18 protein-coding genes are annotated in these 21,303 nt (G+C 58.6%); 13 read left to right on the forward strand and 5 right to left on the reverse strand.

The window, feature by feature from the left end; translation table 11 throughout:
• Positions 1-180 precede the first annotated feature (180 nt).
• The gene (locus DHN55_RS08135; RefSeq protein ID WP_108880801.1) at positions 181-1,641 is read left to right on the forward strand and encodes a solute carrier family 23 protein; all 1,461 of its coding nucleotides are present in this window, start codon (positions 181-183) and stop codon (positions 1,639-1,641) included.
• 97 nt (positions 1,642-1,738) lie between these two features.
• Here DHN55_RS08135 and DHN55_RS08140 read toward each other — a convergent pair whose 3' ends face one another.
• Positions 1,739-5,275 carry a hypothetical protein gene (locus tag DHN55_RS08140; RefSeq protein WP_337660052.1) on the reverse strand — a complete coding sequence of 1,179 codons (3,537 nt, stop codon included), beginning with the start codon at positions 5,273-5,275 and terminating at the stop codon, positions 1,739-1,741.
• A gap of 662 nt (positions 5,276-5,937) precedes the next feature.
• Between DHN55_RS08140 and DHN55_RS08150 the strand changes: the two genes are divergently transcribed.
• From DHN55_RS08150 to DHN55_RS08180, 7 genes are all read left to right on the forward strand, one after another.
• Positions 5,938-6,714: a sigma-70 family RNA polymerase sigma factor gene (locus tag DHN55_RS08150; protein ID WP_337660053.1), complete on the forward strand. Its 777-nt coding sequence runs from the start codon at positions 5,938-5,940 to the stop codon at positions 6,712-6,714.
• Complete coding sequence (locus tag DHN55_RS08155) at positions 6,711-7,379, forward strand: hypothetical protein (RefSeq protein ID WP_337660054.1); 669 nt, start codon at positions 6,711-6,713, stop codon at positions 7,377-7,379. The genes DHN55_RS08150 and DHN55_RS08155 overlap by 4 nt, the downstream gene beginning before the upstream one ends.
• 428 nt (positions 7,380-7,807) lie before the next feature.
• The gene (locus DHN55_RS08160) at positions 7,808-9,049 is read left to right on the forward strand and encodes a S8 family peptidase (protein WP_337660055.1); all 1,242 of its coding nucleotides are present in this window, start codon (positions 7,808-7,810) and stop codon (positions 9,047-9,049) included.
• The gene (locus tag DHN55_RS08165; protein ID WP_108880806.1) at positions 9,046-10,524 is read left to right on the forward strand and encodes an FAD-dependent monooxygenase; all 1,479 of its coding nucleotides are present in this window, start codon (positions 9,046-9,048) and stop codon (positions 10,522-10,524) included. Before DHN55_RS08160 ends, DHN55_RS08165 begins: the two co-directional genes overlap by 4 nt.
• Before the next feature lie 467 nt (positions 10,525-10,991).
• The gene (locus DHN55_RS08170) at positions 10,992-11,861 is read left to right on the forward strand and encodes a hypothetical protein (RefSeq protein ID WP_337660056.1); all 870 of its coding nucleotides are present in this window, start codon (positions 10,992-10,994) and stop codon (positions 11,859-11,861) included.
• Between the two features lie 168 nt (positions 11,862-12,029).
• Complete coding sequence (locus tag DHN55_RS08175) at positions 12,030-13,610, forward strand: sulfotransferase (RefSeq protein WP_108880808.1); 1,581 nt, start codon at positions 12,030-12,032, stop codon at positions 13,608-13,610.
• A 318-nt stretch (positions 13,611-13,928) separates the two neighbouring features.
• The gene (locus DHN55_RS08180; protein ID WP_108880809.1) at positions 13,929-14,138 is read left to right on the forward strand and encodes a hypothetical protein; all 210 of its coding nucleotides are present in this window, start codon (positions 13,929-13,931) and stop codon (positions 14,136-14,138) included.
• A gap of 100 nt (positions 14,139-14,238) precedes the next feature.
• On the opposite strand, the gene rpsI is transcribed toward DHN55_RS08180, so the two are convergent.
• The 3 genes from rpsI to DHN55_RS08195 form a co-directional block, all read right to left on the reverse strand.
• A complete protein-coding gene (gene rpsI / locus DHN55_RS08185) occupies positions 14,239-14,721 on the reverse strand; it encodes a 30S ribosomal protein S9 (protein ID WP_108880810.1) in 483 nt (160 codons plus the stop codon).
• A 4-nt stretch (positions 14,722-14,725) separates the two neighbouring features.
• Positions 14,726-15,190 (reverse strand): 50S ribosomal protein L13, encoded by a 465-nt coding sequence (gene rplM, locus DHN55_RS08190; protein ID WP_108880811.1) that lies wholly within the window; start codon positions 15,188-15,190, stop codon positions 14,726-14,728.
• A gap of 181 nt (positions 15,191-15,371) precedes the next feature.
• On the reverse strand, positions 15,372-15,800 hold the full coding sequence (locus tag DHN55_RS08195; RefSeq protein ID WP_108880812.1) for a hotdog domain-containing protein: 429 nt from the start codon (positions 15,798-15,800) through the stop codon (positions 15,372-15,374).
• A gap of 383 nt (positions 15,801-16,183) precedes the next feature.
• On the opposite strand from DHN55_RS08195, the gene DHN55_RS08200 reads away from it, so the two are divergent.
• The 5 genes from DHN55_RS08200 (at position 16,184) to DHN55_RS08220 (ending at position 20,040) form a co-directional block, all read left to right on the forward strand.
• On the forward strand, positions 16,184-16,909 hold the full coding sequence (locus DHN55_RS08200; RefSeq protein WP_337660057.1) for a hypothetical protein: 726 nt from the start codon (positions 16,184-16,186) through the stop codon (positions 16,907-16,909).
• A complete protein-coding gene (locus DHN55_RS08205; RefSeq protein ID WP_108880814.1) occupies positions 16,909-17,706 on the forward strand; it encodes an enoyl-CoA hydratase in 798 nt (265 codons plus the stop codon). The genes DHN55_RS08200 and DHN55_RS08205 overlap by 1 nt, the downstream gene beginning before the upstream one ends.
• Entirely contained in the window at positions 17,703-18,134 is a 432-nt protein-coding gene (locus DHN55_RS08210; RefSeq protein ID WP_108880815.1) for a VOC family protein, read from the forward strand. Before DHN55_RS08205 ends, DHN55_RS08210 begins: the two co-directional genes overlap by 4 nt.
• Positions 18,131-18,658 carry a CoA-binding protein gene (locus tag DHN55_RS08215; protein ID WP_108880816.1) on the forward strand — a complete coding sequence of 176 codons (528 nt, stop codon included), beginning with the start codon at positions 18,131-18,133 and terminating at the stop codon, positions 18,656-18,658. Before DHN55_RS08210 ends, DHN55_RS08215 begins: the two co-directional genes overlap by 4 nt.
• A 101-nt stretch (positions 18,659-18,759) precedes the next feature.
• A complete protein-coding gene (locus DHN55_RS08220; protein ID WP_108880817.1) occupies positions 18,760-20,040 on the forward strand; it encodes an O-acetylhomoserine aminocarboxypropyltransferase in 1,281 nt (426 codons plus the stop codon).
• 3 nt (positions 20,041-20,043) lie between these two features.
• Here DHN55_RS08220 and DHN55_RS08225 read toward each other — a convergent pair whose 3' ends face one another.
• Complete coding sequence (locus DHN55_RS08225) at positions 20,044-21,117, reverse strand: COX15/CtaA family protein (RefSeq protein WP_108880818.1); 1,074 nt, start codon at positions 21,115-21,117, stop codon at positions 20,044-20,046.
• Positions 21,118-21,303 lie beyond the last annotated feature (186 nt).

Consider the following 21,303-nt stretch of genomic DNA (forward strand, 5'->3'; position numbering starts at 1 on the left):
CGAATGGTGTCCACCATGTCCGTTCCCGGCCCCGGGCGGGCGGTAAACCATCAGCGTTGCAGCTTCTGTCGCCGATCCATTGCCGACATCGCGGCTGAAGTTGTGAACAGGCTGACTTGACCCGCTTGCTGCAGTCATAACAGTCTGAACGACAGGGGACGGACAGCGGGGAGGACGAAAATGGCTGCACATTCATCGCTCGGCACGCCCGAGCAGTTACGAGACCCCAACTACACACCACCATTGGCGTCCGCAATTCCGCTGGGCATACAGCATGTCCTGGCCATGTTCGTCTCCAATGTGACGCCGGCGATCATCATTGCAGGCGCCGCCGGTTTTGGCTTCGGGTCAAACTCGCCGGACTTCCCGCACCTGATATACATGATCCAGATGTCGATGCTGTTTGCAGGGGTGGCAACCCTGATCCAGACCATCGGCTTCGGCCCGGTCGGGGCTCGCCTGCCCATTGTGCAGGGCACCAGCTTTGCCTTCATTCCGATCATGATCCCGCTGGTGGCCGGCAAGGGTGTCGATGCCATGGGGGCATTGATGTGCGGTGTGATCGTGGGCGGCCTGTTCCATGCCTTGCTGGGCACGGTGATCGGCAGGATCCGGTTTGCGCTGCCGCCGCTTGTCACCGGCCTGGTCGTCACCATGATCGGTCTCGCGCTGGTCAAGGTCGGCATCCAGTACGCTGCCGGCGGGGTTCCCGCCATGGCCAAGCTGACCGGCGCGCTGGCTGCTGCAAAGGCGTCCGGCACCCCGGCGGACCTCTCCGGTATCGAATACGGCTCGCTGCTCAACTGGGGCGTGGCGCTCGTGGTGATTGCGGTTACGCTCGGCGTAAAATTTTTCACCCGCGGCATTGTCTCGGTCGCGGCCGTCCTCATCGGCCTGATCGCCGGATATATCGTGGCCTATTTCCTGGGCATGGTAAGTTTTACCAATGTTGGCCGCGCAGCCGTCTTCGCTTTGCCGCAGCCGTTCCATTTCGGCTTTGACTTCTCCGTTGCCGCGATAATCGGGTTCTGCCTGATGTCGTTCATATCCGCGGTTGAAACCGTCGGTGACGTTTCGGGCATCACCAAGGGCGGGGCAGGGCGTGAAGCGACAATCGAGGAGATCCGCGGGGCGACATTTGCCGACGGCATCGGCACCTTCGTGTCCGGGCTTTTTGGTGCGCTGCCAAATACCTCGTTTTCGCAGAATGTCGGTCTTATCGCCATGACCGGTGTCATGAGCCGGACTGTCGTGACCATCGGGGCGCTGTTCCTGATTGCCGGCGGGTTCTTCCCGAAGGTCGGCGCGGTGATCTCGACGGTGCCGATCGAAGTCCTCGGCGGCGGCGTGATCGTCATGTTCGGCATGGTGGTTGCTGCAGGCATCTCGATGCTGTCGGACGTCAACTGGAACCGTCGCAACATGGTGATTTTCGCAATATCCATCTCGGTCGGGCTCGGCCTTCAACTGGAGCCGAATGCACTGTTCCACCTGCCCGGCACGGCGAAGGTCCTGCTGACGTCAGGGCTGCTGCCGGCGGCATTCCTTGCCATCGTTCTCAACCTGGTGCTGCCCGAGGAAATCGGTCAAGATCAGACCGAAGAGGTCACTGGTGGCATGGCGGGGAACAAGGACAATTAGAGTCACGGCCCCGGGTGACCAGCCTGATTAGTGCTAAAATATTGGCGCCGGATGCGGTCAGCATCCGGCGCCGGTCTTGTTCAAGTCCGCGTGGCTTCTAGCGGCGGTTGCGGCCAGGCCGGTTGCGGTGTCTGTTCCGCTTGGGTGCAGATATCCGGCGGCAGTTTGGCTTGCGTCCTACATAGCCTGATTTGCATTTCCTCGATGAACGGACTTTCGGGGTAATGCAACGTTTGCCGTTCCACTTCTTGTGGCCGGGGCATACGCACTTCTTCCCGTTCCAGCGCGCCGGGCGCCGGCACTTGGATACCTGCTTGCGAGCCTTCTTGGCACACCAGATCAGGGCACTGCCGCGGCCGATGCTGTAGCTCTTCCAGCCTTTGGGAATGCGGTGCTTCGTTGCGACCTTTTTCCAGGTCTTGCGGCACTTGAGCACTTGCTTCTTGCCCGGTTTACCGCACCACAGCGCGCGACCGGCCTGCGCAACACGGCGAACGGTCCATCCTTTGTGGCGCAGTTTGCGAACACGCGAAGCCGATACTTTCTTCAGGCCGCGCGGGCAACTGCCGACGGTCGGCAGGCACCGGCCATGCACCGGAGAAAATCCGGGGCGACACTTGTCAGATGGCGGTTTGACCGTGCCAGGACCCGGAGCCGGCGTGTGATCAAGCGGCTTCCACTTGCAGAACTCCGCCGGCAGTGACGCCGTGTCCTTTGCCCGGTCGTCGCTCTTGTCGGTGTTCTTGTTCGGAATGCCTGTCGGAGCGATCAGTTTCACCCGGTTGGTGACCTGGCATTTGAGCCGCCTGGCCAGCGCTGCCGATCCCGAAAGACGGACATAGAACGACCTGACCGAACCCGGTGCAGTCAAGGCAACCGCGGAACTGGTCTGGCACTCGGAGCCCGTGCAGGACAGATCCGTTGACAGGGGGGTCAACGTGGCACCGGCGGGAAACTGCTCCTTGAACCGGATGACATCATTGAAGCTGGCCGGACCGGTATTGGTCACCTTGATCTGCCAGTTGACGCACCAGCGATTGCCGTCAGCGATCTGGCAGCTTTCACCAGCCTGTTTCTCGATCTTGAGATTGCTGGTAAGTGGCAGGGGATCCGGTTCGAGATCCTTGCCGCACATTTCCTCTGGAATCTGCGCGATCGCCAGCTCGCTGTCATCCTGCGGGTTGCTGTTTTGCGGTGAACCACCCGGTGCGCGCACGATGCCGGCATAGTTTCTGACGCGGCAATTGTTATTGCGCACGACCTGTTTGGGAACACCCATCCACGTCAGCAATGTAGTTGTATTGCCGGGCGCAAGGCTTGTGCCGGTATAAGTGCACTTGTAGCCATTGCCGGTTCCGGGCACGCAATTCCAGGAAGGTGATCCAAACTGCGGCGCGATGGCGCCGGCCTGCGGCACGTCGCGGACAATCAGAGGTGAGTCGTACGTGTTCGGGCCCGTGTTCGTCACGGTGATCCGATATGAACACACGACCTTGTTCTGATCTTCGCCACACGACATTACCTTCTTTTTCAATGAAAGATTGGTGGGCTTCGGTGGCGGGTTGCCGCAATCCTCGTTTGGAATTTTCGCGATTGCGACACCACGATCATCCAGCGGGTTGGTGTTCCACCGCGAACCGCCGGGGGCAAGGCGGATTTTCGCAATGTTCTTCAGGCGGCACCTTGCGAAACTTGCCGGCACCCTGGCGACCGCGGTCAAAGTCACGCTGGCGCCTTTTGGCAACTCGACGTTCGGCAACCTGCACTTATAGCTGGCTGTACCAACCGTCCAGCAGTTCCACGATGAACTGAAGTTGAGCGTGGCTCCGCCCGCATTTGCCAGGCGCTCGGAAATCTGGATCGGGCCGACATAGGTGTCGGGTCCGGTGTTCCTTATGCGTATCCTGTAACGACATTTCCAGCCGCTTGCGACGGTCTTGCAAGGCTTGGACAAAACCCGCTTGGTCAGCTTCAGGTTGGTTTTGAACGAAACGTCCGGTGGCGGAAACTCCGGCGGTACGTCCGGCGGGTGCCCGTCCGTGGGAGGTTCAAAACCGGCGACATCCGGGTCCTCGAAACCGGGCTCTGCAAGCAGGTCGTTGTCCGGTTGCGGGGGTTGGCCGCCGTCCGACTGCCAGATTTCCACATCGCCCATATGGCCGGACTTGGCCGGGTCGCCGAACTTGCCGTCATAATCAACGAAGTAAGACTGTGTCGGCGGAACGTTAAGCGGGCGCATGAGCGAGACATCGTTGCCCTGCAGACCATGAACGTCCGGGCGTGGCTGTGCCGGGGCTGCATCACCTGATGGTGTTCCGGCGCGCAGCCGGTCACCCGTGGCCCATAAGGTTGCGTCGGGCCTGCCGTGTTGCAGGCCACCGGATTGATCATGCTGATAGCCGAGTGCAATACCGCCATTGGACTGGTTATGCCCTGCAGAGGTGCCGATCGCGTAGCCGTCTGCATCTTTCGTCCAGACCGGGGCGTCACCGCTGCCGGCGCTGTCTGAGCGGCTGTATCTTACAACTGCCGATGTATCGGGCCCGGCAAAACTCGATGGCTCATCACTGGCGCGCTGCTCGCCACGCTGGGCCAGGTAAAGCCGTCCCGACCTGTCGAACAGCATGTCGGTCACCGGACCGGTTCCAGGCAGGTCCTCGACAACCAGTTCAAGCCGGGCATCACCGGAAAAACTGCCATCTTCAGCAATGCCAACCGACCAGATCTGCGGCCCGTCGGCAACGGCATAGTAGAGTCTGCCGTCATAATGCGTCATGCCGGCAACCCGGCGGTGCTTCTGGGTATGACCCCAGGTGGCGGGATCCGCACTATTGAACGACGAGTTGCTGATGTCTGCAATCCTGCCGTCGTCCTCGATTGCAGCAAGGCCGACAGCAGATCTTCCCGCAACACCATGGTCGAAGCTGTCGATGACCGTGCCGTCCAGGCTGATGCGGTAGACCAGGCCTGTATCGAGATCCGATACGAAAAACTGGCGCTGCGCCTTGTCGAAGACAATGTCGCCAACACCGGCTCCGCTGTTGTCTGGAAGGGCGGCGAAAAGCGTGACCTCTCCGGTCTGGCCATTGACGCGCCAGATCGAGCCGGGTTTGCCGTTCGGGCCAAACTGGCCGGGCATCCAATGTGCGTCCGGGTGACCTATTTTCACCCGATCGGCCTTGCCGTCGCCATTGCGATCAGGAATGACGATCTCAAGGCCGAAATAGGATGTCGAGCCGAGATAAATGTCGGGAGCTGCTTTGTCGCGTCCGTCATCCAACGCGATTGCAAACACCTGGCCAACCTGGCCGGCGGTAATGCGATGCTTGATTGCAGCGTCTGAAAGCGCCCCTTGCGGCGCGCGTCCGAAATCGGAGAGTGAAAGGACTTGAACGGACGGTCCGTCAGGGTCGATGAAGCGGTCCTGCACCGAACTGCTGCCCGGTAAAACGGGGTCGGCAGAGTGCATTACGCCGGAAAACCCGGTTACGACAGAGTCGCCCGGGACCAGCATGCTTTCTGTTGCCGCAGCGCTTCGCGCATCGCCGGAATTCAAGACGATGGCCGCCGTGGCAGCCAGCGCAAAAGCGCATAAGGCTTGTGTGGAACTGGTTCTGTAAAGTTTATCTAACATTGGTGATCTCCTGCCGGTGTGCCGGCTGTTAAGAGTTGAATTTTCACGAAGGTCTGCTTCGCGTTCTTGTCACCTCGTTAGTCACGCCCGGGCGTCATCTGGTTGTGGCCTGAGCGGAAAATTGTTGACCTGCATCACGGTCGGCGCGTCTGTCGCCTGCAAGTTGCTGCGCCGCGGAGCGTCCTTTCGATATTGATATTTTTGGCTGAAAACTGCGCTCGCGCTGACCAATGATGGCCAGGACGGTTCTCAAATTTTTGGCTGGTTGTGCAAATCCTCACAGACCGGGTGTGGTGATGTGAGTATCAAGTGTCCAACTGGAACAGAGAGCCGGTGCCGCTCACCAGATGGCTAATCCAATGGCAGGTCCGCCTGGAAGAGAGCATCGTGCAACACAACCGAATTCGGCGTGATGTGACTAACGTTACATGGACCCGTGACCTCTGATGCAGCGACTTATCAAGACGGGAGAGAGAAAAAAGCCAGGACGTGAAGGAGTATCATTATGGGTATCAACAAGGCCGGATCGATCGACACAGTCGTCGTCATCACCGCTTCGTTGGTGCCTGTTCTGCCAACTCGGGGCGACGTATTGCCAAGCCGGCACCTTAGCGGGCGGGGCGTGACGACCGACACGACACAAAGGATTTCCCGGAGGCGGCATGAGCACGTTTGAACCGCCCTTCATGTTCCCGCAATTATCTGCACGCAGGCGCCTGCGGGCCCGAGGCAACGGTGCCGCCGCAGGCGAGTTGCGTGAGCTTGCCCTGGCCCCCGGCGAACAAGCTGCGGGATGTGGGTCACATTGTACCGGTACCCGTTCGGCGGCAATCCGCGGCCAAGCGTCCCCGGCAAGTCGGCCGGTCAAGCAGGCAGAGAACCATGGTGCTGATGATCGCGACCTGATGGCGCGTATTTCCAATGCTGATGCGGCAGCCATGAAAACCCTGTTCGCGCGCCACCAGCTGCGTGTCTTCCGGTTCATCGAGCGGATATTGCGCAATCCGGCCATCGCAGAGGAAGTGACCAACGAAGTTTTTCTGGAGGTATGGCGCGGTGCCCGTAACTTCCAGGGCCGCTCATCGGCTTCAACCTGGATTTTAGCGATTGCCCATAACCGGTCGCTCAACGTGCTCAGAAAACGGCGCGAGCTGTGCTGGAACGAGGACCATGCCGCACAAATTCCCGATTTGCAGGATGATCCGGAGGTCGCCAGCCAGAAAGCCGGCAAAAGCGCATTGCTGCGCAAATGCGCCGACGCGCTGGCGCCACTGCACCGCGAAATTATCGACCTCGTCTATTATCACGAGATGTCGATCAGGGAAGCAAGCAACGTTCTCAACGTTCCCGAGGGAACGGTGAAAGCCAGATTATTCAATGCCCGCAAGAAGCTTCAGGCGCTTCTGACAGCGGCAGGTGTGGATCGAGGTTGGCCATGAATTCAAGCAATAATATTATCTCCGGGCATGACGAGATCGAAATGCTGTTGCCGTGGTATCACACCGGCAAGCTCGATCCTGAGGACACTGCCCGCGTCGAGGCCTATCTGGCGTCGCATGCGGATATGCAGGATCGCCTGGACCTGATCGCCAAGGAACGGAACGAGGCGCTGCACCTCAACGAAACCGGGTCTTCGGTGCCGATTATGACCGCCGACCGATTTGTGACGGACGTTATATCCGGTGCAGACAACGAGAGTGCCGGTCTGTGGCACCGGTTCAAGCATCTGCTGACGGCACCGGCCTCGGGCTCGGTTGGTTGGGTCGGCGCTGCCGCTGCGCTGACAATTTTCGCACAGGGTGCCGCCATTTTCCTGCTTGCGCAGCCGGAGCCCGTTCAGGGCTATCGTGAAGCGTCCGGCGAGGCGCGGACCGTGGGAGCAGGAACATTTGCGCTTGTCCGTTTCACTGATACCGCATCGGCCCCGGAAATTGCACGGCTCTTGAAAGAGCTGGATATGACAATCACCGAAGGTCCCTGGGCAGGGCGGCTGTTCAAGGTTCGCATTGGCCCGGCCAAACTCCGCAAGGGTGATCGTCAGCGATTGCTCGCGGCGCTGTCTGCGCGATCCGACCTGGTGACCCTGGTCACGGAAACCAGATGAGCAGCGCCATGCCAAGATACGGACATTCAGGAATACGTAACCGTTTCGCTCTCTTGTCTGCGTTGGGCGCGATGTGTGTCTGCCTGCTTGCGGCGGGCAGCGCTACTGCCGGGGCGGCGGCGATTCCTGCCAAAATACTGCCGGTTTCCGCACTTCAGGGCGGAACACTGCTTGAACCGATTCTGGTTTCCCGCAGATGGAGAATGCGCATGCGGATGCGCAAGCGCTTCCGGCGGCATGTCCTTCGCCGCATGCATCGCATGAGGAAGCGGCGTTACAGGCGCAAGCATCACAAACCGAAAAAGCCCACTGTTACCGCTCGCCGCCGCGCCCATACGGTTTGCATTGGCGGGTTTGTGAAAATCCGGCGCTGCCGCTGTCCACGAAAAGCCAGGCGGTATAAAATCAGCCGGCGTGTATACGCGTGCATGCGGAATGGCAAGCGCCTGGCAGTGCCCGGTGCCGGCAAGCCAGCGGCGGGGCAGATCAGCGATACCGTGCCTGCAAGTGCCGGGCTTCCTGCCGCGACTGGCGCCGGAGTTCCGCGCACTGTTGCCGGAGACGTGCTGGTGATGATGCGCCGGACCGCCAAAGCGGCTGAAGCTGATGCGGTTGCCAGGAAATTCAGCCTTGAGATTGCCGGCCGCTGGAGCCTTGGCAGTATTGACGCGCGCCTGGTGCGTTTCCGTATTCGCGACAGGCGCACGGTTGCCCAGGTGGTCGCAGCATTGCGCAGCGATCCGAGGGTTATGGCACCGCAACCCAATTACCAGTATCGCGCACAGACCGGTGGCCGAAAAACACCGGCTGCCGGACTGCAGTATGCGCTGAGCAAGGCCGATATCATATCGGCACATTCGCTGGCGCGCGGCCGCGGCGTACGCATTGCCGTCATCGACTCGGGCATTGACGTGACCCATCCCGACCTCGCCAAAGCGGTTGTGGCGTCATTTGATGCCGCCGGCAAAGCCGCAATCCGGCCCGGCGATCACGGCACCGCAATCGCCGGCATCATCAGGGCGCGCGGGCTGCTGCGCGGGGTCGCACCCGAAGCCGCTTTGTTGAATGTAAACGTGTTCCAGTCGTCCGGCTCAGGCCGTCCGGCGATTGCCACTACAGCCAACCTCCTGCGCGGCCTTGACTGGGCTGTGTCAAAGCGTGCCCGGGTCATCAATATGAGCCTTGCAGGCCCGCATGACCCCTTGTTGCGCCATGCAATCATCGCCGCCTATCGAAAGCGGGCGATCATTGTTGCCGCTGCCGGAAATGGCGGTGCAAATGCGCCTTCAGCCTATCCGGCGGCCTATGCACAGGTTATCGCGGTCACCGCAACCGACATTGCCGACCGCGTGTACAGGTCTGCGAACCAGGGCAGCTACATCGCAGTCGCTGCTCCCGGTGTCGACATTCTGGCACCGGCACTTGGGCATGCGCACCTGCTGCAGACCGGCACGTCATTTGCCGCCGCCCATGTCAGCGGCATAATCGCGCTCATTGTCGGGCGCGCACCGAAACTGACGGCCAAGGCGGTGCTGCGGGCGCTCAGCGAAACGGCCGGCGATCTAGGCCGGCCGGGCCGCGATGAAACCTTCGGGGCAGGCCGCGTCAGTGCTTACAAATCACTGGCCTTGATTAAAAAATCCAGGCGAACTTCCGGGTATCGCCAATGATAAAGACACCCATCCTCATTGTCGGGGCAGGACCGACCGGCCTGATGTTGTCGGCGCAGTTGCACCGCTATGGAGCGGCACATGTCATTGCCGACCGCAAGAAAGGTGTCACCGAGGTCAGCAAAGCCCTGGCCGTGCAGGCCCGGACGCTTGAACAATATCGTCAGCTCGGCATTGCCGACGCTGCCATTGATGACGGCTTCATGGCGGAAAGTGCGCGGTTCATCATCAACGGCCGCATCAGGGCGACCGCCCAGTTCGGCGAGATCGGTGCCGGGCTCAGCCCGTACCCGTTTCTGTTCATTCTGGAGCAATCGCGCAATGAGGCGTTGCTGCTGGATCACATCACCTCGCGCGGAGGCGCAGTTCAGTGGTCGACCGAGGTTACGGACCTGCAACGTCATGCTGACGGTTATACCGGCACCTTGAAACGCTCAGACGGGACCTCGGAACCATTCCGGTGCCGGTATCTTATCGGATGCGGCGGCGCCAGCAGTCCGGTACGGCACTTTCTCGACATGCCGTTCAGGGGGGCTACCAACGAACAATCGTTCTTTGTGGCTGACATCAACCTGGACATAGACCTGGAAAAACACGGCCTGCTGCTGGTCTTCAACCAGGCAGAGTTTTTCGCGTTTTTCCCGATGCCGGGCCGCAACCACTATCGGGCAATCGGGGTTCTGCCGCTTTCCATTGCCGATCCGGATGACTTCCCGTTCGACCAGTTAAAGGCCCATATCGAGGACAATCTCGGGATTCCGGCAAAGATCACCAGCCACACATGGTACTCCGCCTATCGGGTTCACCACCGGATTGCGGACAGTTTTCGCTCTGGCGATGCCTTTCTGGTCGGCGATGCCGCGCACATCCACAGCCCGGCCGGGGGGCAGGGGATGAACACAGGGCTTGGTGATGCCGTCAATCTGGGCTGGAAACTCGCTGCCGTGGTCAATGGATGGGCCGGGCCGGACCTGTTGAGCTCCTACAGTGAAGAACGCAGGCCGTTCGGGATGCGGCTGGTTCATACGACGGACCGGGCATTCACCATGCTGGTGTCGAAATCCGCGCTTGCCGAGTTTGTCCGCACCCGCATTCTGCCGCACTGGCTGAGTACGGTGCTGCGCTTTCAAAAAACCCGCCGGCTGCTGTTCAAGACCATCTCGCAGACGGTTATCGATTACCGCAAGAGTTCCCTGAGCGACGGATCCGGCTCGCGTTCAATTCGAAGCGGGGATCGGTTTCCCTGGTTTGAATGGGACGGCGGAAACAGCTTTGAATGGCTCGCAAATCCTGGATATGTCGTGCTTCGGTTTGATGGTGCCAAGGCAAGCGACATTGCGGGCTGGACCGGGCCGGTTACCGCAATCGAGGTCACAGGCGAAGCTGCGGTGACCGCCGCCAAAGCAGGATTGCCGGATCGAGGCGCCGTGGTTGTGCGCCCGGATATGCACGTGGCACAGATTACGGCCGAATGACGCAAACGCTGCAACCGCAACAGGAAGCTGCGGAACACATGGCCGGGGTCCGGTGATTCCTGAAAGCTGTTGCGGCCTGTCGTCCCGAAAACCGGAATGTTTTCAGCTCAAAGTTGTTCACAGGAGTGAAGAATGGATGAGTTCGGGCGAAATAGCGGCAAAATTTTGCCCAATGCATGCCGATGGCGTTGATGCTTCCGGCAGGTCCCCCGGATTGGTGCAAGGCCAGCGAGCCGCGCAACTGTGCCGAAAAACCGGGATGTCTTGCTCTCAGGCGCGCATACAGCCGGCAACGCAACCTCGCCTGCCGTCACCAGAAAACACTTCAAATACCCAACTGTGACATTTTGGCAACACATTTTGAAAAAATCCGTGCCCGGTTCAATTTCACTTGCGTTTGCCTGATAATCAGGCATTTCTTGCTTGTAGTGCAGAGGTTAGTTGTTCCCAACGAAGTGAGGGTTGTCATGAAACATATTATCAAATCAAGCATTGCGGCCATGATGGTGTTCGGTGCCGGTCAGGCGTCGGCGGCTGATTTCACGGAGCCATCGTTGCCGTCGGTCAGCTCGGTCATGTCAATTTACGGCGGTGGCGCAGTCCTTGACTCCGATGATGCTGAGTTTGATGAAGACGGGTATTTCATTTTTGGTGGAGATGCACGGGTAGCCGGAGAAAGCTGGCTGTTTGAAATCGCAGGGGCAGGTCATACAACCACCGATGACAATAGCTCAAGTGGGCACGGCGGCGGTGCTCACTTTTCCGGTGCTGGCCATTGGCTGTCGCGGTCACAGGACAACACATGGGGTCTCTTCGGGGCGTTGGCCCATACGGAATTTGCCGACAGCGATGATTATGCACAGCATGTATTCGGCGGTCTGGAATTCGCAGGTTTCGGTGCACAATCTACCTGGTTTGCGCAAGCTGGCGGTGTCGTTTGTGTAAATGGCGCCTGTTCTGACACTTGGGAAGCAGGCGGTTTCGGTCGCGTAGGTTTCCGTTATTTCCCAACGGATGACCAGAAATTCGAAATTGATTTCATGGGTGGATTCGGCAATTTTGACGATGACAATGATGTTGGCTTTACCGCGGCCTGGGGGGCTGAGTATGAACAGCAACTGTCCGGGCCATTCAGCTGGTTCGTTGCCTATCGGGGCCATTTTGTGGAAGATTCCACAGATGGCACCACTACCCCCGATGCGGTCAGTCACGCCGGCTTGGTAGGCTTCCGGGTCGATGTCGGCGCGGGCAGCCTGCGCCAGAGAGATGTCGAGGGTGCCGGGACTTTCAATATGCCGGACCTGTTCCGGGCCTTTGCATGGCCTGATGAACTGTAAACTGTGACGACGCTGACGAGACAGCGTTCAGATTGAATCCTCTGGGCCCGGCAACTATGCCGGGCCCTTTTTGTATCTGGCTCCCGGTCATGCTAATGCGAGGCTGCCATATGGCCGCGCTTTGCACTTGAGTCTGCTCACCACTGATTGGTTTCGAACCCCGCGCTCATGAAGAAACGTCAAAAGAACAATTTGAGGACGGTGCACCCGTCAAATCAGGCGGCGGTTACCCATGTGCCGCAATTGTTGCAAAAGGGCCACGCACTGCAATCGCAGGGACGCGCTGGTCAGGCCATGCAACATTATGAGCAGGTACTGCGGCTTAATCCGGGGAACCCGGATGCTGTGCATCTGCAATGCCTCGCGCTGATCCAGCAGCATGATTATCGCGGGGCAATCAGGTTTTTGTCCAGGTGGGGCAAGCACGACAGTGGCAAAAACGCCGCGACCCAGTATTTTGTCGGGTATGGCTATTATCTGATGAAGCGTTTCAAGCTGGCGCTGAGACATCTCACAAATGCTCTTGCCCATGATCCCGCCATGGCGCTTGCGCGATTGCTGGTTGCGCGCATTCAGGCTGAAACAGGTGATGTGGCAGCGGGAAGATCAATGCTGACCAAGCCACCGGAGTTGGCCGCGAGGGCGGTATCCGACGTCATGACGCATGCGATCGTGCTGTCCCAGTTGGAGTTGTATCAGGAGGCTCGCCAGGTGCTGGACCGGCTGATGCAAAAGCACAACATGCACGTGGAAGCCCTGTACGAACTGATCCGATTGCCACCGGAAACCTGGACGGGAGAAACCTGCGAGGCGGTTGCTTCGCGGCTTGCCGGAAAAACGCTTTCGGCAAAACACCAGGTTCTGCTGAAGTTTTCCGCCGGTCGTATTGCAGACCAGCAGTCGCATTACGCAGACGCCTACAGGTATTTTGCCGACGCAAAGGCGCAATCCACCAAGCCATTTGACTTTGATGTCTTTGGCAAGGCGATCACGGGCTGCATGGACCTTTCGGAAATGGTCAATGATGGCAATACGACCGCCGACCGGCAATCCGGTGCCGTCACTCCCGTGTTTGTTGTCGGGATGCCGAGATCGGGGAAAACGACACTGGAAACACTGTTGACCCGATCACCGGAGATTGCCGCATGCGGCGAGATATCACCTCGCTTCTTCATTGACGCCGATATTTTCGTGGGGCCGGAAGGCCAGATACCTGAAAACTTTGCCGAGCGGCTGAAATCCCTGGGACCAGCGCGTCGCAACCTGCATGCAAAACAATATTGCGACGGCATAATGCAGCAGCTTTCATTGCCCCACACAACCAGGTTCATTGTGAATACGCTGCCGCAGAACTTCCTCAACATTGGAGTTTTGCGTCATGTGTTCCCGACATCAAAATTCCTCTACCTGGACAGAAATCCAAAGGATATTTTCATATTCTGCTTCATGAAGCACTTCATGAATCAGTACAATTACACCCGGGATTTTGCTTCATTCATGCAATATCACGCCATGTTTGAGCGGCAGATTTCTCATTGGCAGCAGTATCTGGGGCAGGATTTTCTGACACTTTGCTATGAAGATGTTGTCACGTCGCCCGATGACGCGGTTGCCAGTGTAATGGACTTTCTGGGAGTTGCCCTGCCGGATGCGCACGATCATACCTGCGAAATCAAGCTGACAGACAGGTTCGTTGACTACTGGAAGCACTATGAAGACTTGCTGCCTGCGCCGGAAACGGCAAGCTGACCCCGGCATGTCGGGTTTCGTGATCGAATTTGCGATAAGCAGGCAAAACCGGATGTGAAACGCACATCCGTGATGATCGTTTCAGTGATTCGGCACTCCTGACATGGCGAGAAGTGAAGCGCTTGATTGTATATATTTTTCAATACGTTAGGTATGCCGATGTATCCGGTTGCCGGTTTTGCGGAATTGTTAACTTTTGACGCTCAAACTTTCTGCAGGAAAAAGAGCCACCCGCCTGGCGGGCTCTGACAACCGAAAAAGACGGCCTATAAGAAGATTTCAGCAGAGCACCTGCCAGCCTTATGAAAGGTTGAGAAGATGATTGTGCTTGTCCTGTCTGTCTGCCTCCTTGCCGAGGCTGATACCTGCAAAAATGTCCACCTGACCTATTCCGCCCAGTCAGTGTCGCCCATGCAATGCCTGATGGGCGGGCAGGCGCAGATCGCGCAATGGAGCAACGGCCATCCAAAGTGGCAGGTGAAGCGCTGGAAGTGTGCCACGGCCGCGCAGATCACACAGGACATCTGAGCGATTTGGGCTGTATCCGGTTTTAACCCGATGGCCGATCAGCATAAAAAAACCCCGGCACTCAGGCCGGGGTTTTGCATTTCGTGGAAGCCGTTGCGGCTTAGCGTTTCGAGAACTGGAAGCTGCGGCGGGCCTTGGCCTTGCCGTATTTCTTACGCTCGACGACACGCGAGTCGCGGGTCAGGAAGCCGCCGCTCTTGAGGGCCGGGCGAAGTGCCGGTTCAAAATAGGTCAGCGCCTTGGAGATGCCGTGGCGAACCGCACCGGCCTGACCGGACAGGCCGCCGCCGCCAACCGTGCAGACGATGTCGAACTCGTCCTTGCGCTCACACGCTTCCAGCGGCTGCTGGATGATCATGCGCAGGGTAGGGCGAGCGAAATAGGTTTCGATTTCACGGCCATTGATGGTGATCTTGCCATTGCCGCGCTTGATCCAGACGCGGGCGACCGCGTCCTTGCGCTTGCCGGTCGCGTAGGAGCGGCCCAGGGCGTCGATTTTCGGTTCCGCAGGTGCCGCAGCAGCTTCAGGCGTCGCGCCCAGTGCTTCGCCGAGGTCTTCCAGTGTGGTGATTTCTTCAGCCATTGCCTTAACCTCTCAGCGAGTTCTTGGGGTTCATGCCCTTGACGTCGACGATCTCGGGTTGCTGTGCTTCATGTGGATGTTCGGAGCCTGCGAAGATGCGCAGGTTCGACAACTGATCCCGGGTCAGCGGACCGCCAGGCATCATGCGCTTGACGGCCATTTCCAGCACGCGCTCGGGGAAACGGCCATCGAGAACCTTGTCGGCCTTGGCTTCCCTGATGCCGCCGGGATAACCGGTGTGGCGATAATAGGTTTTCTGGGTGCGCTTGTTGCCGGTCAACACCACCTTGTCGGCGTTGATGACGACGACATTGTCGCCCATGTCCATATGAGGGGTGAAAGAAGGTTTGTGCTTGCCGCGAAGACGGGTGGCGATAACGGCGGCGAGGCGCCCTACAACCAGACCTTCAGCGTCAATCAAAATCCACTTCTTCTCGATTTCGGATGCCCGAATGGAAAAGGTTTTCATGACAGTCAGTCCTGAGTGATTAAGTTACAGACCGGATACCTTTGGACCCATTGAAGATCGCGTATCCTGCTGGCGATGGGTTCTACGCCGGTCCGGAGGTCGGGTCAAGCGCATTGTGAAATTCATAATTCATCTATGATATTGATTTAATTATATAATATATATGTGGTATTATTTTACCTCACACACTGCCCATGAAATATGTCGCTTCCGAGCTTGCCACCAGCTTGTCGTCGGCTTCGGAAATGATATCGACCCGGGCCACGGTGAGAGTGCGGCCGTGCTTTATCAGGCGGATCTGGGCCACGATGGGTCCTGGCTGCGGCTTGCGCAGGAACGAAATTGCCAGATTGGTGGTCACGGCAAGACGTGCTGCCTCCTTGTGGTGCGCCAGCAGCAGCACGTAAATCGAGAAGTCCACCATTTCCATCATGGCCGGTCCGGAAACCGTGCCGCCGGGACGCAACTGCTGTTCGCCGGCGAGCAGGCGGATATGGGCTTCTTCCGGCTCCAGCTTCACCACTTCATAATTCACGCCATCGCGCAGGGCCTGCGGGAATTCCGTCTTCACGAATTCGAATACCTGTTCCGCCGACCATTTAAGTGCCATTTATTCGCATCCTGCCAAGCTCGTTGCAATTATACCAAAGGAAGTAGTTATTGATCCGTTTGATGGAGTCAAATCCGTCACTCTGGCAGGCGCGGTGCGTAGCGCGATGCGGTGCATCGGGCAAGCGCCGGAACGCACCAGAGTGACGGATTTGACCCACCGAAGGCCGGTTTTTCGCGTTCGCCGGACGTCGTTATGCTCCACTTGTGGTCGGCCAGACCAAGGCGTGAAGCATGCCTAGCCAGCAAACGCGAAAAACCGGTCAAATGGATCAATAACTACTTCCTTTGGTATTATTCACTGGTTTTGGGCAAGTCGGGCATTCCCGTCAATGGCACTTCGGCACTTCCCCCACAAACTGGCGTGCCCTACAATCCGTCCCCATGAAGGGTACGGGAGATATTGCTGTTTTGATGGGCGCCGCGTTGGTTGCCGTGTGCGCCGAGCCTGTGCTGGCAGCCAAGGACCAGACGCGCCTGCCGGAGATGCAAGGCCCTGCCGCAGGCGGTGGCGGGCTGGGCGCGGCCCCGTTTGCGCCGTCGCCCGGCAACGAGCCATTGCTGCAGATACCGTCAGGTGATGAGACCGACCCCGGAAGTACCGGAGACCCGAACACCGGTGACGACAATACCATGGATATGACCCCGGCCATTTCCACGGTGGACACAATTGAACTGACACCGGACCTGGCCAAACGGGCAATAGACGGATTCGTCAAACTCAAGAACAGCTATCAGGATACCGATATTGCGGAGTATGAATCGCTTGAGCAGTTCGTGGCCGAGGCCAAGGAAGGTCCGGCGCTTGAGAAAGACATCAAGAGTTTCGGGTTCAAGACGGTCGGCGAATGGAACACGGCTATCACGTCGGTGAGTTTCGCCTATGCGGCATTGTCGGGAACCCATGAAGACGAGATCAAGCAGGAGCTTGAAAACATCGAGAACGAGGTCGATCTTGACGAGCAGATGAAGAAGTCGCTCATAGAGGGATTGCAATCCATGCTGCCGTCCGACAACAACAAGAAGGTTGTCGCTGATCTCAACAAGGAAAATGACTGGGCGGAGAAGCTGAAACTGCTTGAAGAGTCCGCCGAAGAGGTTGAGCACTGATGAAAGAGATACCGTTACTGTCTGTTGAAAACACCGGCAGCATACTGCGGCTGACGCTGATGCGCGGATCGCAACGCAATCCCCTGTCCAGAGCCATGCTTGATGCCATTGTGGCCGCGCTTGAGGCGGCAGCAACCGACAAATCGGTTCGCGCCATTGTCATTGCGGGCCAGGCGCCGGGTTTTTGCGGCGGTCATGACCTCAAGGAAATGACGGCGCATCGCACTGATGCCGATGGCGGGCGGGCTTTCTATGAAGCGCTGTTTGCCCGCTGCTCTGAGATGATGCAGATGATCGTTGCGCATCCGAAGATCGTAATTGCGGAGGTAAACGGCATTGCCACGGCCGCCGGCTGCCAGCTGGTCGCGGCCTGTGACATGGCGGTTGCAGGTGCCTCCGCCCGGTTCGGTGTCAACGGAATCAACTCAGGCCTGTTCTGTTCAACGCCGATGGTGGCGCTGTCGCGCAACATTGGCCGCAAGCGCGCCATGGAGCTGTTGACCACCGGTGCACTGCTCAATGCACATGAGGCGATGACGGCAGGTATCGTCAACCGGATTTGCGCCGATGACGACCTTGCCAAGGTCACGCAAGAACTGGCAACAACACTGGCCGAGCGGTCCCAGGCCGTATTGGCGCTCGGCAAGAAGGCGTTTTACGAGCAGCTTGAAATGCCGCTGGACGAGGCGTACCGGCACACATCGAAAGTCATCGTCGACAACATGATGATGAAGGATGCCGAGGAAGGCATTGGCGCGTTTCTTGAAAAGCGCAAACCGGAATGGAATGACGAATGAGCGGTCTTGAACCACGCGTTTCCATCGTGACACTCGGGGTAGACGACATGAAACGTGCCAGGTCGTTCTATGAGCGCCTGGGATGGAGTGCGGCAGGGTCGTCCAACGACAATGTGACGTTCTTCAATATGGGCGGCATGATCCTTGGCCTGTACGGCAGGCAGGCGCTTGCGGAAGACGCTGAGGTCGAGTTTTCGGAAAGCTCGTTCACCGGTGTGTCGCTGGCGCATAATTGCGAAAGCGAAGAACGGGTGGACGCGGTCATGGCTGTTGCCGAAGCTGCCGGGGCGAAGGTTGTAAAGCAGCCTGAAAAAGTGTTCTGGGGCGGGTATTCCGGGTATTTTTCCGATCCGGACGGTCATTTGTGGGAGATTGCCCACAATCCGTTCTTCCCGCTGGATGAAGACGGGCGGATCACCGCGCCATGAATCACGACGTTTACGAAGCCCACTACATCCGCAAGATCCTGGAGGATGTCAGGACCATCGCCATTGTCGGGGCATCCTCCAATGAAGCCAGGCCATCGTTCTTTGTGACCAAGTACCTTGTCGACAAGGGATACAAGGTGTTCCCGCTCAACCCGGGCATGGCGGGCCGGGAAATCTGCGGCCGCAAGGTCTATGCATCCCTGAACGACGTGCCGGAAGCCATCGACATGGTCGACATTTTTCGCAATTCCGAGGTTGCGGCGAGCTTTGTCGACCAGGCCCTGACACTAGCACCGGTGCCGAAAGTCATCTGGATGCAATTGACGGTGCGCCATGACGAGGCCGCTGAAAGAGCTGAAGCGGCCGGCGTGCGCGTTGTCATGAACCGGTGCCCGAAAATCGAATATGGCAAACTGTCGGGTGAATGGGGCTGGGTTGGTGGCAATTCCGGTGTGATATCGTCGAGAAAGCAGTCGCTGCACGGGTCCGGCAAGATGCAGAGCCTCGGGATCGTCAAGCAGTAGATTGGCGTTCTCTAAAAAGAACAATTGTTTGATTTGCCGCCCTTTGCTAAAAGGCTCCCCCTGCGTCGACTAATCTCAAGCGTATTCAAGGAGCATTTCACATGAGCGATCAGCAACCGGGCTTTGACACACTGGCCATCCACGCGGGCGCAAAGCCTGATCCTGCGACCGGCGCGCGCGCCACGCCGATCTACCAGACGACATCGTTCGTGTTTGATGATGCCCAGCATGCGGCAGACCTGTTTGCCCTGCGCGCATTCGGGAATATCTACACCCGGATCATGAACCCGACCCAGGCAGTGCTGGAAGAAAAGGTGGCGGCTCTGGAAGGCGGCACGGCGGCACTTGCGACCGCATCGGGCCATTCCGCCCAGCTCATTATCTGTCATTCGCTGATGATGCCGGGCGATGAAATCGTCTGTGCCCGCCAGCTCTATGGCGGATCGATCAATGCCTTCAACCATTCGTTCAAGTCGTTCGGCTGGAACGTGGTGTGGGCCGATATCGACGACATCTCTTCGTTTGAAAAAGCCATAACCCCGAAAACCAAGGCGATCTTCATTGAATCGATCGCCAATCCCGGCGGCCGCGTCACCGACATGGACGCGATTGCCGCCGTTGCCAAGAAGGCGCATGTACCGCTGATCGTCGACAATACGCTGGCCTCGCCCTATCTGTGCCGGCCGATTGAACATGGTGCCAATATCGTGGTGGAATCGCTGACCAAGTTCCTCGGCGGGCACGGCAATTCCATGGGCGGCATCATTGTCGACGGCGGCAATTTCGACTGGGGCAAGAACAAGGGCCAGTTCCCGATGCTGTCGGAGCCCAATGCCTCTTACAACGGCGTGACCATGTATGAAACCTTCGGCAATATCGCCTTTGCGATCACCTGCCGGGTGTTGGGCCTGCGCGATCTGGGGCCGGCCATTTCACCGTTCAACGCTTTCCAGATCCTGACCGGCATGGAAACCCTGTCGCTGCGCATGCAGCGCCATTGCGATAATGCGCTGAAAGTGGCCGAGTGGTTGTCCAGTGATCCGCGTGTGTCCTGGGTCAGCTATGCGGCCCTTCCCGGCGACAAGGACCATGACAACCAGAAGAAGTATGCGCCAAAGGGCGCTGGTGCCGTGTTCACCTTCGGACTGAAAGGCGGCTACGACGCCGGTGTCGGCACAGTGTCCAAGGTCGAGCTCCTGTCGCACCTGGCCAATGTGGGCGATACTAGGTCTTTGATCATCCACCCGGCTTCAACCACGCACTCACAACTCACGCCCGAGCAGCTTGAAAGTGCCGGTGCCGGTGCAGACGTCGTGCGCCTTTCCATCGGTATCGAGGACGTCGCCGACATCATTGCCGATCTTGACCAGGCGATGAGCTGAGCTTCAGGTTGCCTGTGCCGCGGATGATGCAGTTGTCCGCGGCGCAGCACAAACTTCATGCAGATGCCAGATGCAGGCTGTGAGCACGACAAGCGCGCCGCCCTGATGGATGAGACCCAGTGTGATCGGTACGAGGGCCAGCAGTGTCCAGATGCCGAAACCGATCTGCGCCAGCACGGTCAACAGGATTGCCAGGCCTGACATGCGCACGGCGGGGCGATTTTGCTCGCCCATGGCGCGTGCGGCGTGCGCCAGTGCCAGCCCGGCTATGACATAGGCCATGACCCGGTGCTGAAACTGCACCGTGAGGACGTTTTCAAAGAAGTTGCGCCAGGCCGGATCCATTGCCATCAGGCCGTTGGGTACGAGCCGGCCGTCCATCAACGGCCAGGTGTTGTGGGACAGCCCGGCATCCAGACCGGCCACAAATCCGCCCAGTGCCGTTTGCGCGATGATCAGCCCGGTGAGCGCCAGAGCGGACCAGCCGAGATTGACGTCCGTGGCAACCCGGCGCTTGTCACGGCCAATGCCGAGCGCGGTCCATACGATGGCGGCAAAAATAACCGTTGCCAGTGTCAGGTGTGCCGACAGCCGGTACTGGCTCACATCCGTGCGCTCCACCAGGCCCGATTTCACCATGTACCAGCCCAGCGCGCCCTGCAGCCCGCCCAGCACGAAAAGCACCAAAAGCCGGGGAACCTGGGACTTGTGCAACCTGCCGGTCAGCCAGAAGAAGACGAACGGTATGAAAAAAACCACACCGATGGCGCGGCCCAGAAACCGATGCCCCCATTCCCACCAGTAGATGAACTTGAACTCGTCCAGGCTCATGCCCTTGTTGATGAGCTGGTATTCCGGGATCTGGCGGTATTTTTCCAGTGCCTCGAGCCAATGGGCTTCACTCAATGGCGGAATGGCGCCCAGCAACGGTTTCCATTCGGTGATGGACAGGCCAGAATCCGTCAACCGGGTGGCGCCGCCGACAATCACCATGGCAAACACCATTGCAGCAACAAACACCAGCCACCCGCGTATGCAGGGCAGGGCTGCGAGCTGTTTTTCGGTCAGGCTTGTCATATCCCTGACCTATTGCGTGACAGGTCCGGTTTGAAGGGCGCACAGCGCCGCACCCCACCGCCTTGCTCGCGGTCTTCGCGTTGCCGCAGGGGCAATTAACCGTGTCATTGTTGCTCTAGCACACACCACCCAAATCTTGGTACATATGGTTTACAAAAGATGGCGAACCGGGATATGCGCCACTAC

The sequence above is a fragment of the Anderseniella sp. Alg231-50 genome, assembly GCF_900149695.1.
GTDB lineage: Bacteria > Pseudomonadota > Alphaproteobacteria > Rhizobiales > Aestuariivirgaceae > Anderseniella.

What these genes read in the sequence shown, in the direction of transcription:
- DHN55_RS08135 (WP_108880801.1), top strand. Translation starts at nt 181, where the DNA reads ATGGCTGCACATTCATCGCTCGGCACGCCCGAGCAGTTACGAGACCCC.
- DHN55_RS08140 (WP_337660052.1), bottom strand. Translation starts at nt 5,275, where the DNA reads ATGTTAGATAAACTTTACAGAACCAGTTCCACACAAGCCTTATGCGCT.
- DHN55_RS08150 (WP_337660053.1), top strand. Translation starts at nt 5,938, where the DNA reads ATGAGCACGTTTGAACCGCCCTTCATGTTCCCGCAATTATCTGCACGC.
- DHN55_RS08155 (WP_337660054.1), top strand. Translation starts at nt 6,711, where the DNA reads ATGAATTCAAGCAATAATATTATCTCCGGGCATGACGAGATCGAAATG.
- DHN55_RS08160 (WP_337660055.1), top strand. Translation starts at nt 7,808, where the DNA reads ATGCGGAATGGCAAGCGCCTGGCAGTGCCCGGTGCCGGCAAGCCAGCG.
- DHN55_RS08165 (WP_108880806.1), top strand. Translation starts at nt 9,046, where the DNA reads ATGATAAAGACACCCATCCTCATTGTCGGGGCAGGACCGACCGGCCTG.
- DHN55_RS08170 (WP_337660056.1), top strand. Translation starts at nt 10,992, where the DNA reads ATGAAACATATTATCAAATCAAGCATTGCGGCCATGATGGTGTTCGGT.
- DHN55_RS08175 (WP_108880808.1), top strand. Translation starts at nt 12,030, where the DNA reads ATGAAGAAACGTCAAAAGAACAATTTGAGGACGGTGCACCCGTCAAAT.
- DHN55_RS08180 (WP_108880809.1), top strand. Translation starts at nt 13,929, where the DNA reads ATGATTGTGCTTGTCCTGTCTGTCTGCCTCCTTGCCGAGGCTGATACC.
- rpsI (WP_108880810.1), bottom strand. Translation starts at nt 14,721, where the DNA reads ATGGCTGAAGAAATCACCACACTGGAAGACCTCGGCGAAGCACTGGGC.
- rplM (WP_108880811.1), bottom strand. Translation starts at nt 15,190, where the DNA reads ATGAAAACCTTTTCCATTCGGGCATCCGAAATCGAGAAGAAGTGGATT.
- DHN55_RS08195 (WP_108880812.1), bottom strand. Translation starts at nt 15,800, where the DNA reads ATGGCACTTAAATGGTCGGCGGAACAGGTATTCGAATTCGTGAAGACG.
- DHN55_RS08200 (WP_337660057.1), top strand. Translation starts at nt 16,184, where the DNA reads ATGAAGGGTACGGGAGATATTGCTGTTTTGATGGGCGCCGCGTTGGTT.
- DHN55_RS08205 (WP_108880814.1), top strand. Translation starts at nt 16,909, where the DNA reads ATGAAAGAGATACCGTTACTGTCTGTTGAAAACACCGGCAGCATACTG.
- DHN55_RS08210 (WP_108880815.1), top strand. Translation starts at nt 17,703, where the DNA reads ATGAGCGGTCTTGAACCACGCGTTTCCATCGTGACACTCGGGGTAGAC.
- DHN55_RS08215 (WP_108880816.1), top strand. Translation starts at nt 18,131, where the DNA reads ATGAATCACGACGTTTACGAAGCCCACTACATCCGCAAGATCCTGGAG.
- DHN55_RS08220 (WP_108880817.1), top strand. Translation starts at nt 18,760, where the DNA reads ATGAGCGATCAGCAACCGGGCTTTGACACACTGGCCATCCACGCGGGC.
- DHN55_RS08225 (WP_108880818.1), bottom strand. Translation starts at nt 21,117, where the DNA reads ATGACAAGCCTGACCGAAAAACAGCTCGCAGCCCTGCCCTGCATACGC.